Here is a 15,693-nt window from a genome sequence, read left to right as displayed (position 1 = left end):
CTTGGCATCGGTGGCGGCTCAGTTCAAACGGGTCAGGCGATCTCGATGCCAGGGCATCAGGCGACGCAGCAGGGCATCCAGCGTGAAATACAGCAGCAGCGAAAAGGCGACCAGCACCAGCAGGGCGGCGAACATCAGGTCGATTTCCATGCGGGCATTGGCATTGAGCATCAGATAGCCGAGGCCCTGGCTTGCGCCGGCCCACTCACCGATGACGGCCCCGATGGGGGCGGCTGTCGCTGCCATGCGCACGCCGGAGGCCAATGCCGGCAGCGCGGCGGGCAATTGGACATGCAGCAGCAGTCGCCACGGGCTGGCACCCAGGGTATGGGCGAGATCCAGCCAGCCCTGAGGAGTCTGGCGCAAGCCGTCGTAGCCGGTGGAGGCCACGGGGAAATAGATGATCAGCGTGGCCATCACGACCTTGGAGAGCATGTCATAGCCCAGCCACAGCACCAGCAGTGGAGCGATCGCGAACAGCGGGATCACCTGGCTGATCAGCAGCAATGGCAGCAGGGTGCGCCGCAGACGAGGGATGAACGCCAGTGCCAGCGCGGTGCTCAGCCCGAGAAGGACCCCCAGTACCAGCCCGCCAAGAATCTCGGCGAAGGTGATGCCGGCGTGGTGTGCCAGCATCGGGGCCTGACGGACCAGCACCTCCGCGACTGCCAGTGGCGCTGGCAGGATGTAGGGCGGCACGGCCGTGGTGATGATCACCAGTTGCCAGAGTCCCAGCAGGACGGCGGCGCTGATGGCGAGATGACGCAGGGCATGCAGGCGTTTCATGGCGTCTCCTCGCCGTCGCGCAGGCGTGTGATCAATTCGGACTGGGCCTGCTGCAGGGCGGGCAGGTCCAGCGGCACCGGGCGAGGCGGCGAGAGCCCGGGCAGGCAGTCGAGCACTGCCCCCTGCTGGCTGTCGCGGCCCGGACGCAGCACCAGCAGTTGGTCGGCCAGGCGCAACGCCTCGAGCGGGTCATGCGTGACCATCAGCACGGTGCGTCCGTCCAGCAGCCGGCTGGCGAGATCATGCAGTTCGAGTCGCGTGATGGCGTCCACTGCGGAGAAGGGTTCATCCATCATCACCACCGGAGCCTGCTGATAGAGCGTTCGCGCCAATGCAACGCGTTGGCGTTGCCCGCCGGAGAGGGCGTCTGGCCAGGCCTGCTCGCGCCCCTCCAGACCCACCGCTGCCAGCAGTTCGCGGGCCCGCTCGGTATCGCGAGGGCGACGATGGAGGTCATCTCCCAGACACAGATTGTCCAGCACCCGGCGCCAGGGCAGCAGCAGGTCCTGCTGCGCCATCCAGGCGACGCGACCCGCCAGTGGCTTGCCGTCATCGGTGGTGAGTTCCAGCGTGTGATGGTCGGGCATCTCGAGGCCGGCCAGCAGGCGCAGCAGTGAGCTCTTGCCACAGCCCGAGCGGCCCAGCAGGGCCGTCCAGCTTCCGGCATCCAGACGCGCCGACAGATCACGAAACAGCGTATGGCTGGCGTAATCGATGCGAGCGTTGTTGAGGGAGAGTCCCAGCGACACAGTGTCATCCGTGGTCAGGCGGCATGCCGAGGGGAGGAAGCACGCAGGGCGCCTGACGCTTGGGCAGGTGACCGGAATTCCCTCCGCCGGTATCAACCGGATCAGGTTCCAGGGGTTGCCATGCGACGTGACGCATCGGCTCTCAGCCCACTTTCGGGCACCCCCATCCAGGCCGACAGTGTACCGTCACCTGCCCGCCGGTCCGTGCCCAATGGCTGGCCGGAGGATGCGCTGACTCGCCGTCTTTCCACCTATCTGGGGCATGCGCTGGAGCCGCTGGCACTTGCCTGGCCGGATAGTGCCAACTGGTTGTGGCGGCAGCGTGGCGGCACCCCCGGCCTGATCAAGCTGGCGCGAACCGGCCCGGATCACGACCCCTTCTGGCGAGCGATGCGCGGTGTCTTCGGCGCCGATCGCTGGGCGCAACCTGAGGCCCTGACACGGCTGGCGGGCGCGTTGCCGGCGCGGTTGCCCATCCCTCCGCTGCCGCTGACCTATCTGGGACGTCTCGATGGCGCGCCCGTCTGGCACCTGCCGTGGTCCAGCGGTCAGCCCAGTGATCTCAGTGACACCTTCTGTGAGTTGCTGGGAGATCAGGTCGGGCGGCTGCATCAGGACACCGTGTCCGGCTTTGGTCAGCCCCTTGCCCAGCCCATGCCGTTGCTGCATTGGAATGCCCGCGTGACGCGTTTTCTCGCGCGCCATCCCCTGTCCCACGAGCTGGGGGACCTGCCATCACGCACCTTCTCGCATCCCGCTCGCGCCGTCTGGAGTCTGCCGGACCTGCGCGCGGACCAATATCTGTGCGCCGCCACCGGCTGGGTATGGAGCGACTGGGAGGCTCTGGTGTGGGCCCCGATCGAGTTCGACTGGGCACTGATCGAGTTGTTGCTGGAGACGCCGAGTCAGCGTGAGGCCTTCCTCGCCGGTTATTCGCGTCATGGGCGCATGGTCGATATCGACGGTCAGCGTGAGCTGTGCCGAGCCCTGTTGTGGGCGATGGAAGCCTTCGGTCCGACCCGCTACGCCGAGCTGGCGGCAGCCCCGGCCTGGGTGTCGCCGAGAAGCCTGACATGTTGATCGCAAGTCCATGAATATTTGAGAAATTTCTCTGCAGCCTCGTCGCTGACATGGAATACTGTCTCTGGGCCGTCGCAGACGTGATTCGAGACTTGGTGCCGGGAATGGCGGGGGAGCACACGTGGTAGAGAATCTGAACTATTACTTCTTGCTGGCGGGCATGCTCATCGCCTTGAGCGTGCTGGCAAGTCGGGTCTCGGCTCGTCTCGGCATGCCCCTGCTGTTGCTGTTCCTGGGACTCGGCATGCTGGCGGGGGAGGATGGCGTGCTCGGCATCCAGTTCGATGATGCCTCTACCGCGTATCTGATCGGCAATCTGGCGTTGGCACTCATTCTGCTCGATGGCGGTCTGCGCACCCGTCTCTCGACCTTCCGCGCGGGTCTCAAGCCGGCATTGGTGCTGGCGACCGTCGGGGTCTTCATGACCAGCGGGCTGGTGGGGCTGCTGGCCATGTGGCTGTTTGACCTCACCCTGATCGAAGGCCTGCTGGTCGGTGCCATCGTCGGCTCCACCGATGCCGCCGCCGTGTTCTCGCTGCTGGGCGGGCAGGGGGTGCACCTCAACGAGCGGGTCGGGGCGACGCTGGAGATCGAGTCCGGTACCAACGACCCGATGGCCATCTTCCTCACCATCACTCTGGCCGAGATACTGACCGGACAGCTGTCGGGGGTCGCCGCCGGACTCATGAGCTTCGCGCTGCAGTTCGGGGTCGGCGCGGGCATGGGGATCGCCGGTGGCTGGTTGATCGCCCGTCTGATGCGCTATCTGGATCTGGCGCCCGGCCTCTATTCCCTGCTGGCGCTGGCGCTGGGCCTGAGTCTGTTCGCGACGACCAATGAGCTCGGTGGCAGTGGCTTCCTGGCCATCTATCTGTGTGGCCTGATGATCGGCAATCATCCGGGGCGCCACCTCGAACACATCCTGCCGGTGCATGACGGACTGGCCCACTTGTCCCAGATCGTGCTGTTCCTGATGCTGGGTCTGCTGGTCTCACCCTCCACGATGCTGCAGTTCGCGCTGCCGGCCGCCATTCTGAGTGTGGCGCTGATCCTGTTCGTGCGCCCCCTGGCCGTGATCCTGTGTCTCAAGCCTTTCTTCCGCTTCCGCTGGCGAGAGCTGTGGTTCATCAGCTGGGTCGGGTTGAGGGGGGCGGTGCCGATCGTGCTGGCGATCTTCCCGGTGATCACCGGGGTCGAGAATGCCGGTGTCTACTTCAATGTCGCCTTCTTCGTGGTGATCATCTCGCTGCTGGTGCAGGGCTCGTCGCTGGCTCCCATGGCGCGCAAGCTCAGGGTGGTGGTGCCGCCGGGTGCACAGCCCAGCCGCCGCAATCTGCTGGGCATCATGCCCGTCAACGATTACGAGATGCTGGTCTACCGGGTCGACAACACGGCGCTGGAAGGCGTGGCATTGCGCATGCTGCGCTTCCCCTCCGGGGCCAAGGTCGGGGCACTGTTCCGCAACAAGGTGCTGATCCATCCCAAGGGCAGCACCTGTCTGCATCAGAAGGACGTGCTGTGCGTCGTCGGGCGCTCCTGTGATGTGCCAAGCCTCAATCGCATGTTCAATGGCGAGAGTCTGCAGCATGAACAGCGCGCCTTCTTCGGCACCTTCACCCTGGAAGGGGATGCCAACATGCAGGATATCGCCGATGTCTACGGACTGACGCTCTCTCAGGGCGAGCAGCACCTGACCATCGCCGAGTTCATCACCCGCAGAGTCGGCGGGGTGCCGGTGGTCGGGGATGATGTCGACTGGCATGGCATTCACTGGGTGGTGAATGAGGTCGAGGGCAATCGCATCACCAAGGTGGGGCTGCGCCTGCATTGACAAGGAGATAGTCTCATGGGCAGTCCACATCCACACCTTGCGCGCTGGCTGTTGCGATTCGAGGATTTCCCACCAGGCCTCACCGAGGACGAGAAGACCTTCCACGCCACCTTCAATGTGGTGTATGTGCTCGCGATAGCGAGTCACCTGCTGTATGCCGGTCTGATGCTCTGGCTGGGAGAGATGGGCATTCTGGCGCTGGATCTGGGCATGCTGGTGGTGGACCTTGTCTGTCTGCAGCTGCATCGCGCGCGCCGAGAGGTGCTGGCCGCCAACCTGCTGGCATTGGGTACCTGTGCCCAGATAAGTCTGTCTCTGGGCTATTTCGGTCCAGCCCCCGGTTTCGATTATTTCTATTTCGGTGCGCTGCTGTGCATCTACTGCATTCGCATGCCCTTCACGCGACGTCTGCTGCTGTGTCTCATCTGCCTGAGCATGCCGCTGCTGGCCTATGTCGTGCTGATGTTCCAGGGGGTGGCCAATCCGCTACCGCCCGGGTGGGCATTCGCGTTCCGACTGATCAATCTCTGCGTTCTGACCGTGTTCTTCACCCTCGTGCTGGTACAGATGGGGTGGTCGGCGGATCGCTTGCGCCAGCGTTTCGAGTCACGCGAGCGGTTCGATGAGTTGACCGGGGCGCTGAGTCGCGCGGAACTGATCGACAAGGGGCGTGAGATGTTGATGGGAACACAGCCCATCAGCGTGATGATGGTGGATGTCGACCACCTGGGGCTGATCAACGAGACCTGGGGACGCGCGGCGGGCGACCAGGTGCTCAAGGAGCTGGTGAAGCGCATGCGCAGTATCCTGCGCGGAGAGGATCTGATCGGTCGCTATGGCGGGGAGGAGTTCGTGCTGCTGAGTCCGCGGCTGCATGGTGAGCGCGCCGACCAGGTGGCGGAGCGTCTGTGCAAGGGGGCCTCGGCATTGCCCTTCGTCATCAATGACGGCATCAACAGTCTCGATGTCAGTCTCTCGATCGGCGTCGCCCAACGCCAGTCCGGGGACAAGGATCTGGAAAGCCTGATCGCCAAGGCGGACGTCAACCTGTTCCGCGCCAAGCGCGAAGGCTGCAATCGTTTCGTCAGCGACAACCAGCTGGGGCCGGTATCGAGGCGGGCACGGCGAGTCCGGGCTCGAACCCTTCGATCACCACACGCTCGATGAAGTTGCCCAGATGCTGCTCGATGGCGCACAGGTTGCGGAAATCATCACGCGATACCAGTGAGATGGCTTCACCGCTTGCTCCGGCGCGTCCGGTGCGTCCGATACGGTGCACATAGTTCTCTGCCTCATCCGGCAGGTCATAGTTGACCACCCGCTGCAGGTCATCGATGTCGATGCCGCGCGCCGCGACGCCCGTCGCCACCAGAAATGGCACCTTGCCTGCCTTGAAGTCTGCCAGCAGCTGCTCGCGGACCGCCTGGCTGCGTCCGCTGTGGAAGGATTCGGCGCCAATGCCGCGCTTCTCCAGCTGGCTGACCAGCTTGGCCGCACCGCGCTTGGTCTCGATGAAGATCAGCGCCTGCTGCCAGTCGCCACTCTGGATCAGGTGGCTGAGCAACGCGGATTTGAATTCCTTGTCGACCGTGATCAGGCTCTGGGTGATCTCGGGAGCGCTGGTGTTTTCCGGCGCGATGGAAATCTCCACGGCGTCCGTCACCGCCGTTCTGGCCAGCATGCGTACCTGGGTCGACAGAGTGGCGGAGAACAGCAGATTCTGACGTTGGCTGGGCAGTTTCTCGACGATCTTGTTGATGTCGGCGATGAAGCCCATGTCGAGCATGCGGTCAGCTTCATCGATGACGAGGGTGCGTGTCTCGTCGAGATGGATCGCGCGTCGGGTCAACATGTCGAGAAGACGCCCTGGCGTCGCGACCAGAATGTCCACGCCTTCGATCAGGCGCTGTTGCTGCGGGGCGATGTCCACGCCGCCATACATCGCCATGGAGCTGAGCGTGAGATGTGCGGCATATTGGCGGATGTTGTCTTCCACCTGGATGGCCAGCTCACGCGTCGGCGTCAGGATGACGGCATGCACTCGCTTGGCGCGGACCTCGGGGGCGTCTATCAGTTGTTGCAGCAGGGGCAGCACGAAGCTTGCCGTCTTGCCGGTGCCGGTCTGCGCGGCGGCGATCAGGTTGTCGCCGGCCAGCACGACGGGAATCGCCTGCGCCTGAATCGGGGTCGGGGTCTGATAACCCTGCTCGGTAACAGCCTTGACGATGGGGTCGCTCAATCCAAGGGCGGAAAATGGCATGGTGTCTCGATTTTTCAAGGGGAGGAGGGCAATGAAAAAGCCCCGTCTACCTGAAGTAGACGGGGCTTTCGGAATTCAAGGTGGTGGAGGGACAGGGATTCGAACCCTGGGTAGGCTATTAACCTACGCCGGTTTTCAAGACCGGTGCATTCAACCGCTCTGCCATCCCTCCGACTCACGGAGCGAAATACTACCGAAACTGATGAGAATAGCAAGAGGTGGGCGAAGAAAAATCTTCGGAAAAGCCATCGCGGACAATCACTTGCGGCACGAAAAAGCCCCGTCTACCTGAAGTAGACGGGGCTTTTGGAATTCAAGGTGGTGGAGGGACAGGGATTCGAACCCTGGGTAGGCTATTAACCTACGCCGGTTTTCAAGACCGGTGCATTCAACCGCTCTGCCATCCCTCCGACTCACGGGATGAAATACTACGGATTTCTCTGGCCGCGTCAAGGACTTGGGGTAAATTTCCTTTCCGTTCAGATGCTTGAAAGGTAGCGAGTGCTACACTGTGCGGGGAGAGTGGGGATGAGGTTGCCTTTTGCGCGCTGGATAGTTGCATGAAACGGGCTTTTCATCGTCCTGTCTCTTGATTAGGGAAACCCCGACGGGCATGCTGGGGTCAATTCGATGCATCCATCGTAGCAACCTGAGGATAGACACCATGGCTAACAGCTCCTGGCAGGTCTCGCAGGATACCGCGAGCCGCTCACTCAGTACCCACCGGGTACTGCGCAACACTTACATGATGCTGGCGATGACGCTGCTGTTCTCTGCGCTCACCGCTGGCGTGGCGATGAGCATGGGCGTGGGCCGCATGAACATCTTCGTGCTGCTGATCGGTGCCTACGGTCTGATGTTCCTGGTCCACAAGACCGCGAATTCCACCGCTGGCATCTTCGCCACCTTCGCCTTCACCGGCTTCATGGGCTTCACGCTCGGCCCGGTGCTCAATGCCTACCTGAGCATGCCCAACGGCGCTCAGCTGGTGATGACGGCACTCGGCATGACAGGCATCACCTTCGCCGGTCTGTCCGCGGTCGCACTGGTGACGCGCAAGGACTTCTCGTTCCTTGGCAACTTCCTGTTCGCGGGTGCCATCGTGCTGATTCTGGCGATGCTGGCGGCGATGATCTTCAACATCAGTGGTCTGGCGCTGGCAGTATCGGCCGGCTTCGTGCTGTTCGCCTCCGCGGCGATCCTGTTCGAGACCAGCCAGATCATCCATGGCGGGCAGACCAACTATCTGCTGGCGACGGTCAGCCTGTACGTCTCCATCTACAACATGTTCGTCAGCCTGCTGGCGCTGCTGGGCTTTGCATCCGACGATTGATCGTCAGACGACTCGAGGTTCACATGCGTTACGCTCTGGCCGTCTACGGCGGTCCCTACAGTCAGCAGGCCAGTCATTCGGCCCTGCGCTTCGCCGAGGCGTTGCTGGCCCGCGGGCATCGTCTGAGCACGGTGTTCTTCTATCACGACGGCGTCTACAACGCGGCGACGATGATGGCACCTCCTCAGGATGAGCCACATCTGCGGGACCGCTGGATCGCGCTGGCGGAGCAGGGCGAGACCCGTCTGCAGGTGTGCGTGGCAGCCGGGCTCAGGCGTGGCATGCTCGATGAGCGTGAAGCCGCGCGACACGGCAAGCAGGGGGCGACCCTCGAGGCGCCCTTCGAGTTGACCGGACTCGGGCAGCTGGTGGAAGCCACGCTCGAGAATGACCACCTGATCACCTTCGCGCTGAGGCGATCTGTTGATCCTGTTGCGTCACGCGCCGCATGGCAGCAGCTGGCTGCGCGAGGGGCTGGAGGCGGCGATGGTCGCGGCGGCCTTCGGGCGCGAGGTCGGGTTGCTGTTCAGTGGGGATGGCGTATTGGCCCTGCTGGAAGGCCAGCAACCGGGCGCGCTGGGGCAGAAGGGCAGTGACAATCTCCTGGCAGCGCTGGACATGTACGATGTCCAGCGCTGTTATGTGGATGCCGCCGCCCTGCGCGCACGGGGCCTGAGCGTCGAGGATATCGCCTTGTTGCCGGTGACCCTGATGGAGCACGACGATATCGTGGTGCTGACCGGCGCCTTCTCGCGGGTCTTGAGCTTCTGAGGCCTGCCTGACGCCCGGGCGTGCGGCTGGTATGCTCCCTGCCTCCCTTGACTGGATAATTGCATGAATCTTCATCTTCTCAATCGCTCGCCATTTTCCAGTCGCATTCTGGATGATGCGCTCAATGCCATGGGACCCGAGGACCAGCTGCTGCTGATCGAGGATGGTGTCAACGGCGCATTGGCTGGCGCGGAGCACTATTTCGTCGGCCTGGAGGGGCGTCTGTTCGCCTTGCGTGAGGATCTCGAGTCACGTGGCCTGTCGGGCCGTTGTAGCGCGAGCGTGATCGTGGTGGACGTGGATGGCTTCGTCGCGCTGACCGAGGCCGCGGACAAGACGATCTCCTGGTTCTGAGCGGCGCGGCGCATGGCCAGCAGTGAAACGGTACGTACGCTTTCTCTCGACGGACGTGAGATCGGTCTGGATGCCGAGGGGTATCTGGTGGATCTCGAGGACTGGAGCCCTGCGCTGGCCGAGCGGCTGGCGGCGGAAGAAGGCCGTGAGTTGACCCCTGAACACTGGGAGGTCATCGAGGTATTGCGGGATTTCTATCAGCGTTTCTCGCTTTCCCCGGCCATGCGGCCGCTGACCAAGGCGATGACCCAGCGCTTCGGGCCGGAAAAGGGGCGCTCGCTGCATCTGATGCGCCTGTTTCCTGACAGTCCCCCCAAGGTGGGCGCGCGCCTGGCAGGACTGCCCAAGCCGACCAACTGCCTGTGAGGCGGCGGTGCATCAGGTCCCGCGACACGATCGCAAGGGCATTTGAATTCAGGCGGACAAGAGTCGACTTGCATGGGAAGAGCATTCCAGAACCGTAAAGAGTCAATGGCGCGTACTTCACTCAACAAGGCGCGCGTATATTCACGCTACGGACGCGAGATCTACGTCTCGGCCAAGAGCGGTGGTGTCGACCCCAACGGTAACCTGAGCCTGCGTCGTCTGATCGAGAAGGCCAAGAAGGATCAGGTGCCGACTCACGTCATCGACAAGGCCATCGACAAGGCCAAGGGCGCCGGCGGTGAAGATTTCGCGCTGGCCCGCTATGAAGGTTTCGGTCCGGGCAATGTCATGGTCATCGTCGATTGCCTGACCGACAACAACAACCGTACCTTCGGTGAAGTGCGTACCTGCTTCAACAAGGGCAAGGGCAAGCTGGGCGCCCAGGGTTCGGTCTCGCACATGTTCGATCACCGCGCCATCCTGTCCTTCAAGGGGGCAGAAGACGACGAGGAGAAGGTGCTCGAGGCACTGATGGAAGCTGACGTCGATGTCAGCGACATCGAGCTGGATGACGGCATCATCACCGTGTTGACGCCGACCACCGAGCACTTCAAGGCCAAGGGCGCACTGACCGACCTCTTCGGGGAAGACCTTGATTTCGAAGTCGACGAGATCAGCTTCATCCCGCAGATCCACACCGAGGTCAGCGGTGACGACGCCGAGCTGCTCAACAAGATGCTCGAGATGCTCGATGACTGCGAAGACGTGCAGCAGGTCCATCACAATGGCGAGTTCGTCTGACCGAGCCATCACGGCGACTGGCTCAGCAGTGAGCGTGATGCTGGGCATGCGGGTCCGTCTCGCGTGGGTCGGCCATGCCTCCCTTGATGCCACGCTTCACCAGCCAGACATTGACGGGCCAGGCGGCGAGCAGGCCAAGGCTCAGCGAGATGACCATCGAATTCCAGAACAGGGCGTCATGCATGCCTGATCTGCCTCCCAGCCACAGGTCGACCGAGATGGCCACCAGCTCCATGACAAAGATCGAGGCGGTCTCGCTTCTGAACGCATCCTGGATGACCTTGCGCTTGTCATCGCTGCCGGCCTGAAGCATCGGGCCGACGGTCAGCAGGAAGCCGAACAGGTAGGCGAAGAGGAAGGTGATGATCGCCGTCGCGAAGTTGCCCAGTGCCAGCAGACCCACCGCCAGCACAACCCCCACGAACTCCCCGAGTCCACAGCCCGAATAGCAGTGCGCGACGCTTCTCAGTCCCTTGCGTGCATCACGGTTGTCCGCGATCTGGCGGCGCCCGGCAAAGCGATAGACGAGAAGGCCCACTATTCCGGAGTACAGCGTGGTCAGCCCCCAGACCCACTTCATCATCGGCGCCAGATGGGCATTGCTGGTCGTCAGGTCACGCAGGACCCAGACCAGTGACGGCAGCATGAGCAGTAACCAGCCGAGAAACAGGCTCCAGTCGGAAAGTAGATCACGTAGCGCGGATTGCATGGGACCTCCTGTCGTGCCGGGCTCGGGCTGATCGCCTCGCTGGCATTGCCAACGGCGGCTCAGGCCGAGGAGGACAAGGTCTTCGGCTGGGTGGAGAAGGCGACCATCGAGCCCTGGGGCGTGCTGGTCAAGGCCAAGCTGGACAGCGGCGCGCTGACATCCTCGATGCACGCCGAGAACATCGAGACGTTCACGCGTGACGACGAGGAATGGGTGCGCTTTGACGTGGAGGTCGAGGATGAGGCCAGCGGCGACATGGTCGAGAATTCCTTCGAGCGCCCGCTCTATCGTGACCTGACCGTCTCCGGTGCCGGCGGACGTGATACGCGCCCGGTGGTCCTGATGACCCTGTGCATGGGGGGCGAACGTTACGAGGAGCAGTTCAGTCTGCGGGATCGTGATGGCATGAATTACCCGGTACTGCTGGGGCGTCGCACCATCCAGAGCCTGGGCGTGCTCGACGTGCGCAAGACCTTCCAGACCACGCCGGACTGTGGCGAGGATGCGCCGCTGCATCGCTATGAAGACAAGCAGTATTCCGAGCGGATCGGCGCGGCTTCCTGATGGTCCATCACGCTTTTTTGATATGCAAATGCTAATAGTTTTCGTTAGTATGTGAGGCACCGTCCGTCTCCTCATGTCTGCGAGCCTACCGATGATCGACGCGCTTTCCCCGCTCTTTGCCGGTCCGATGGTTGCTTATCGGGACCTGATCACTACCAGCGCTCAGGCGCAGGCAGGTGGCGAGTCATCGCTGGACCGTGTCGTGCCGGCACGTGATGTGCTCAGCCCCGGCTGGCTTTCGGCCTGCATCGCCGCACATGGCATGCAGTACGAGGGGCAGTCGGGCGCGGAGGCACCGGATGAGCGGGCACTGCTTTCCCAGTGGTCCAAGTACCTGTTGTCCTCGATGGTATCGCTGCCGCTGGCGGCCAATCTGCTGCTCGATCATCAACTGCCGCTGGAGCTGCGCCATCTCTCGCTGCGCCTTGGCGAGCATGGTGTGGTCACCCAGCTGATACTCGATGACGCGGCAGGTCAGGGCGTCAGCCTCACGGCGGATATCGCGGCGGCAGAGGAGGAGGCGCGGCTGCAGGTGCGCTTCCAGGGCTATCTGGCACATCTCGAGGCCGTCATTGAGCGCCTCGTGCCGCATACCCCGCTGGGTCCCAAGGTCTTCTGGAGCAACGCGGCACATTACTTCGTGTACATCGTCGGCATGCTGGAGGAGCAGGGGTGGGTCGCGCAGGCCGCGCCGGCACGCCAGCTGATGGCGACCAGGGTGCTGGCGGACGGGCGGCGCAATCCGCTGTATCAGCCGGTCAGCGAGGTGATGGACCGCCATGGCGAACGGCATGTGCCCCGCAAGGTATGCTGCGTGCGTTACCGTATCGAATGCCTTGGCTATTGCAGCAATTGCCCGCTGGCCATCGAGCGTCCCACGGCACGCCGTGCCCAGGCGCGCCGAGTCGACCAGCGTGCCAACGCGCGTGGGGCACTGACCGGCAGTGACCTGCACCCGCGCTGAATTTCGCAGGTCAGGCGGCCGAACTCTGGTGTCCGGGAGGAGAGGAAGCCTTCGTGACGCGCATGGTCAGCGAGAGTCGTGACGTGGCGTCGCGCTGTCTGTGGTTCAGCTCGCTGGTGGCGCATGCCAGCAGTCTGCCGGGGATCAAGCAGGCACTGGCGGCAAGCGGTGCCAGCGAGGTGCGGGTGATCGAGATGTCCCAGGGACAGAAGATCAGTCGCTGTGTGGTCTGGTCATTCTTGACGCCGGCCGAGCGCCGGCAGTGGGGGCGGGACCACTGGCAGGAGGATTCCTCGAGCGAGGGGATTTCGGTGCTGATACCCGGGCGTGATGAGCGAGACAACCTGCCGAAGCTGATCGCCGAGGTGCATGCGGCACTCGCCGGTCGGCGTTACGAGATCATCGTGGTCGATGATGGCTCCAGCGATGACAGCTGGCGCTGGCTCACGCAGGCAGCCCTGGAAGATTCGCGGCTGCGTCCCTATCACCATGACACCAGTTTCGGGCAGAGCACCTCTTTGTGGCAGGCCGCACGTCTGGCGCGTGGCGAATGGCTGGCGACCCTGGATGGTGATGGCCAGAACGACCCGGCAGACCTGCCGGACATGCTGTCACTGGCCAGTCTCGAGGGACTGGACATGGTGGCGGGGCATCGCACCGAACGCCGCGATGACGCCGTCAAGCGCGTGTCCTCCCGACTGGCCAATGCCATCCGCCAGGCGCTGCTGCATGACGATACGCCGGATACCGGCTGCGGCATCAAGGTCACACGTCGTGACGTCTTCCTGCGTCTGCCGTATTTCGATCACATGCACCGTTTCCTGCCTGCGCTGGTGCGGGCCCAGGGCGGCAAGGTGCAGTCCTTGCCGGTACGCCATCGTGAGCGTGTCGCCGGGGTTTCCAAGTACGGCTTCTTCGATCGATTGTGGGTCGGCATCAGCGACATCATCGGCGTGATGTGGCTGGTGCGTCGCTCGCGCCTGCCCTCGCCGCTGCAGAATCTCTCCGGCAATGCCGTCAGTGAGACCACGCCGGCGTGGCGCGGGGAGCACACTGATGGATGTCAATCCGTGGTGGGTGGCCCTCGGCTTCGGTGGTCAGGCGCTGTTCTCGGCGCGCTTCATCATCCAGTGGCTGGCCAGCGAGAAGGCGCGTCGTTCCATCGTGCCGCGCGCCTTCTGGTGGTTCTCGCTGGCAGGTGGCATGACCTTGCTGGCGTATGCCATCCACCGCCAGGACCCGGTGTTCATCGCCGGCCAGGGGGCCGGACTCCTCATCTATCTGCGCAACCTGAGCCTGATCAAGCGGGACCGCGCCTCACGCCAGCAGGCGGCCAGTGGTCTCTATCAACGCCTCGCCCGTCACCCCTGGTGGAGCCTTGCGCTGCTGTATCTGCTGGTGTCGGCCATCGGGCTCGGCATGCGCATGCCCTGGCCGGCGGATGAGCCACGCTTCGCGCTCAACGGTCTCGAGATGTGGGTCACCGGCCACTGGTGGCTGCCGCATCGCGGGGGAGAGCTTTATCCCGACAAGCCGCCGATCTTCATGTGGCTCAGTGGCCTGGCCACCGGCGTGAGTGGCGACATTCGCATCGGCTTCGCCTTGCCGTCGCTGGGCGCCGGGGTGGTGACGCTGGCGCTGAGCGTGGACCTGATCCGTCGCCTGCACGGGAAGCGCGTCGCCTTCATCGCCGGCCTGTGGCTGATCGCCACGCTGCAGTTCGTGCTGCAGGCACGTACCGCGCAGATCGACATGCTGGTCACCGCCTTCATCATGCTTGGCTGCTGGGGGATGCTGCGCCATGCACTGCTCGATGATGGTGTGCGCTACTTCCATCTTGGCTGTTTCGCGATGGGGCTGGGCATCATCACCAAGGGAGTCGGCTTCCTGCCGCTCCTGATGTTGCCGTTCTGGCTGCTGGCCATGCGCCGAGCGTCGCGCTGGCGCAGTGGTGGCCAGCGTGCCGGTCAGCTGTCCTGGCGTGAGCTGTTGATCGGGCTCTGCTGGTTGCTGGCAGCACCACTGGCCTGGGTCGGGCCGATGCTGGTGATGTCGCTGCTCTCTGCCGACCCGGAGCTGGCAGCCTATCGCGACAATATCCTGCTCAAGCAGACCGCCGAGCGCTACGCCGACAGCTGGCACCACCTCAAGCCCTGGCACTACTTCCTGACCCAGGTGATTCCCTGGGCGTGGATGCCGCTGCTGTTGACGCTGCCCTGGTGGCCGAAGGCACTCGCCACCCGCTTGTGGCGTCGTGATCTGCGCGTCTGGCTGCCGTTGAGCGGTGCGGTCTTGATCGTGGTGTTCTTCTCGCTGTCTCCCGGCAAGCGGGGCGTCTACCTCCTGCCGGCGCTGCCGCTGCTGGTGGTCGGTCTGGCGCCCTTGTTGCCCGGCCTGTCCAGAAAGCGGCATGTCGCCTGGCTGGCCTTCGTGCTGTGCGCGGGACTTGCCGGCATCTTTCTGGGCGCGGCACTGCTGGGGGCCGCTGGACTTCCGGCATTGACGAGGCTTGCCGAGCAGGAAGGCCTGGTGCCCTGGGGATGGTGGGGGCTTCTGGGAGGGGCTGGCGTGGCGCTGTGCGCATGGTGGAAACCGCGCGGTGGCCTGCTCGCGCTGGGCAGCTGGCTGGTGGTCTTCTGGGTCCTGTGGGGGACCTGGGGTGCGCGACTGATGGACCCGGTGCGCAATCCGGCGGCACTGATGGCTCAGGTCGCCGAGCAAAGTGATCACCAGGCGCTGGCGATCCCTGACTTCCGGGAGCAGTACCTCCTGCAGGCGCGCCAGCCGCTATGGCACTTCGGCTACAAGACGTCGGAGGCGGACCAGTTCTCGCGGCTGTATGCCTGGCTGCAAGCGGCGCCGCAGCATCGCTGGGCCCTGATGACTCCCGGGATGCTCAAGCGGCATGCCTGCCTGGAGGCGACGCAGGCCATCACGCTGAGTGAACCGGATGAACATTGGGCCCTGCTGCCCGGAGGAGCGGCGCTGGCGTGTCGTGGCGATGCCGATGCCGCGCCGATGTATCTGGCGCCGACCTCGGTCTCCGAGGAGGCGGCGCGGTTGATCGGTCTCCCCGGGCGCCATGACGTGATGACGGAGGCCCGCCCATGAAACGTCAGACACCC

The 15,693-nt window shown here is 63.8% G+C and carries 15 protein-coding genes, 2 tRNA genes, 2 pseudogenes and 1 riboswitch; of the genes and pseudogenes, 13 read left to right on the top strand and 6 right to left on the bottom strand.

The genetic code is table 11. The features are described from left to right. Nucleotides 1-18: 18 nt before the first annotated feature. The gene (locus CU110_RS10015) at nt 19-786 is read right to left on the bottom strand and encodes an ABC transporter permease (protein WP_077372781.1); all 768 of its coding nucleotides are present in this window, start codon (nt 784-786) and stop codon (nt 19-21) included. Beyond that, on the bottom strand, nt 783-1,535 hold the full coding sequence (locus CU110_RS10010) for an ABC transporter ATP-binding protein (RefSeq protein ID WP_077372784.1): 753 nt from the start codon (nt 1,533-1,535) through the stop codon (nt 783-785). Before CU110_RS10010 ends, CU110_RS10015 begins: the two co-directional genes overlap by 4 nt. A 61-nt stretch (nt 1,536-1,596) precedes the next feature. Further along, nucleotides 1,597-1,710, bottom strand: a riboswitch (TPP riboswitch). A 29-nt stretch (nt 1,711-1,739) separates the two neighbouring features. Between CU110_RS10010 and CU110_RS10005 the strand changes: the two genes are divergently transcribed. The 3 genes from CU110_RS10005 (at nt 1,740) to CU110_RS09995 (ending at nt 5,613) form a co-directional block, all read left to right on the top strand. Then, the gene (locus tag CU110_RS10005) at nt 1,740-2,615 is read left to right on the top strand and encodes a hypothetical protein (protein ID WP_127735775.1); all 876 of its coding nucleotides are present in this window, start codon (nt 1,740-1,742) and stop codon (nt 2,613-2,615) included. 121 nt (nt 2,616-2,736) lie between these two features. Beyond that, complete coding sequence (locus CU110_RS10000; protein ID WP_255303023.1) at nt 2,737-4,446, top strand: potassium/proton antiporter; 1,710 nt, start codon at nt 2,737-2,739, stop codon at nt 4,444-4,446. Between the two features lie 15 nt (nt 4,447-4,461). Continuing rightward, complete coding sequence (locus CU110_RS09995; protein ID WP_127735772.1) at nt 4,462-5,613, top strand: GGDEF domain-containing protein; 1,152 nt, start codon at nt 4,462-4,464, stop codon at nt 5,611-5,613. Here CU110_RS09995 and CU110_RS09990 read toward each other — a convergent pair. From CU110_RS09990 to CU110_RS09980, 3 genes are all read right to left on the bottom strand, one after another. Continuing rightward, nucleotides 5,531-6,706 carry a DEAD/DEAH box helicase gene (locus CU110_RS09990; RefSeq protein ID WP_127735769.1) on the bottom strand — a complete coding sequence of 392 codons (1,176 nt, stop codon included), beginning with the start codon at nt 6,704-6,706 and terminating at the stop codon, nt 5,531-5,533. The two genes, CU110_RS09995 and CU110_RS09990, sit on opposite strands and share 83 nt — an antisense overlap. Before the next feature lie 81 nt (nt 6,707-6,787). Beyond that, a tRNA-Ser gene (locus CU110_RS09985) sits at nt 6,788-6,878 on the bottom strand. 147 nt (nt 6,879-7,025) lie between these two features. Continuing rightward, nucleotides 7,026-7,116, bottom strand: a tRNA-Ser gene (locus CU110_RS09980). 254 nt (nt 7,117-7,370) lie between these two features. Here CU110_RS09980 and CU110_RS09975 point away from each other — a divergent pair. The 6 genes and pseudogenes from CU110_RS09975 (at nt 7,371) to CU110_RS09950 (ending at nt 10,331) form a co-directional block, all read left to right on the top strand. Beyond that, nucleotides 7,371-8,039: a Bax inhibitor-1/YccA family protein gene (locus CU110_RS09975; RefSeq protein WP_065392578.1), complete on the top strand. Its 669-nt coding sequence runs from the start codon at nt 7,371-7,373 to the stop codon at nt 8,037-8,039. A 23-nt stretch (nt 8,040-8,062) separates the two neighbouring features. Beyond that, nucleotides 8,063-8,434 (top strand): annotated as a pseudogene (tusD, locus tag CU110_RS09970) (sulfurtransferase complex subunit TusD); the annotation flags it as partial. 28 nt (nt 8,435-8,462) lie between these two features. Beyond that, the gene (gene tusC / locus CU110_RS09965; protein WP_346427122.1) at nt 8,463-8,810 is read left to right on the top strand and encodes a sulfurtransferase complex subunit TusC; all 348 of its coding nucleotides are present in this window, start codon (nt 8,463-8,465) and stop codon (nt 8,808-8,810) included. A gap of 63 nt (nt 8,811-8,873) precedes the next feature. Continuing rightward, the gene (gene tusB / locus CU110_RS09960) at nt 8,874-9,164 is read left to right on the top strand and encodes a sulfurtransferase complex subunit TusB (protein WP_084208989.1); all 291 of its coding nucleotides are present in this window, start codon (nt 8,874-8,876) and stop codon (nt 9,162-9,164) included. Between the two features lie 12 nt (nt 9,165-9,176). Next, nucleotides 9,177-9,530: a TusE/DsrC/DsvC family sulfur relay protein gene (locus CU110_RS09955; RefSeq protein ID WP_077372803.1), complete on the top strand. Its 354-nt coding sequence runs from the start codon at nt 9,177-9,179 to the stop codon at nt 9,528-9,530. A gap of 72 nt (nt 9,531-9,602) precedes the next feature. Further along, complete coding sequence (locus tag CU110_RS09950; RefSeq protein WP_077372806.1) at nt 9,603-10,331, top strand: YebC/PmpR family DNA-binding transcriptional regulator; 729 nt, start codon at nt 9,603-9,605, stop codon at nt 10,329-10,331. 22 nt (nt 10,332-10,353) lie between these two features. Here the strand turns inward: CU110_RS09950 and CU110_RS09945 are convergent, their stop codons facing one another. Continuing rightward, nucleotides 10,354-11,040: a DUF4396 domain-containing protein gene (locus CU110_RS09945; protein WP_084208988.1), complete on the bottom strand. Its 687-nt coding sequence runs from the start codon at nt 11,038-11,040 to the stop codon at nt 10,354-10,356. Here CU110_RS09945 and CU110_RS09940 point away from each other — a divergent pair. The 4 genes and pseudogenes from CU110_RS09940 (at nt 11,035) to CU110_RS09925 (ending at nt 15,679) form a co-directional block, all read left to right on the top strand. Beyond that, the gene (locus CU110_RS09940; RefSeq protein ID WP_127735763.1) at nt 11,035-11,604 is read left to right on the top strand and encodes a RimK/LysX family protein; all 570 of its coding nucleotides are present in this window, start codon (nt 11,035-11,037) and stop codon (nt 11,602-11,604) included. The two genes, CU110_RS09945 and CU110_RS09940, sit on opposite strands and share 6 nt — an antisense overlap. Before the next feature lie 91 nt (nt 11,605-11,695). Continuing rightward, nucleotides 11,696-12,568, top strand: coding sequence for a siderophore-iron reductase FhuF (fhuF, locus tag CU110_RS09935; RefSeq protein ID WP_164850348.1), 873 nt, complete (start codon nt 11,696-11,698; stop codon nt 12,566-12,568). After that, nucleotides 12,565-13,341: pseudogene (locus CU110_RS09930) on the top strand (RlmF-related methyltransferase); the annotation flags it as partial. The gene fhuF and the pseudogene CU110_RS09930, both read left to right, overlap by 4 nt. Nucleotides 13,342-13,624: 283 nt before the next feature. After that, nucleotides 13,625-15,679 (top strand): lipid-A-disaccharide synthase N-terminal domain-containing protein, encoded by a 2,055-nt coding sequence (locus CU110_RS09925; RefSeq protein ID WP_164850347.1) that lies wholly within the window; start codon nt 13,625-13,627, stop codon nt 15,677-15,679. Nucleotides 15,680-15,693: the final 14 nt, after the last annotated feature.

Origin of the sequence: Cobetia sp. ICG0124, assembly GCF_004006355.1 — a bacterium.
Lineage (GTDB): Bacteria > Pseudomonadota > Gammaproteobacteria > Pseudomonadales > Halomonadaceae > Cobetia > Cobetia marina.
The sequence above is the reverse complement of the archived record's forward strand: the minus strand, read 5'-3'. Positions and strand labels throughout refer to the sequence as shown.

Excerpts from the sequence above, each read along its gene's own strand:
- CU110_RS09955 (WP_077372803.1), top strand. The coding sequence starts at position 9,177 with ATGGCCAGCAGTGAAACGGTACGTACGCTTTCTCTCGACGGACGTGAG.
- fhuF (WP_164850348.1), top strand. The coding sequence starts at position 11,696 with ATGATCGACGCGCTTTCCCCGCTCTTTGCCGGTCCGATGGTTGCTTAT.
- CU110_RS09995 (WP_127735772.1), top strand. The coding sequence starts at position 4,462 with ATGGGCAGTCCACATCCACACCTTGCGCGCTGGCTGTTGCGATTCGAG.
- CU110_RS09950 (WP_077372806.1), top strand. The coding sequence starts at position 9,603 with ATGGGAAGAGCATTCCAGAACCGTAAAGAGTCAATGGCGCGTACTTCA.
- CU110_RS09945 (WP_084208988.1), bottom strand. The coding sequence starts at position 11,040 with ATGCAATCCGCGCTACGTGATCTACTTTCCGACTGGAGCCTGTTTCTC.
- tusB (WP_084208989.1), top strand. The coding sequence starts at position 8,874 with ATGAATCTTCATCTTCTCAATCGCTCGCCATTTTCCAGTCGCATTCTG.
- CU110_RS09990 (WP_127735769.1), bottom strand. The coding sequence starts at position 6,706 with ATGCCATTTTCCGCCCTTGGATTGAGCGACCCCATCGTCAAGGCTGTT.
- CU110_RS09975 (WP_065392578.1), top strand. The coding sequence starts at position 7,371 with ATGGCTAACAGCTCCTGGCAGGTCTCGCAGGATACCGCGAGCCGCTCA.
- CU110_RS10015 (WP_077372781.1), bottom strand. The coding sequence starts at position 786 with ATGAAACGCCTGCATGCCCTGCGTCATCTCGCCATCAGCGCCGCCGTC.
- CU110_RS09925 (WP_164850347.1), top strand. The coding sequence starts at position 13,625 with ATGGATGTCAATCCGTGGTGGGTGGCCCTCGGCTTCGGTGGTCAGGCG.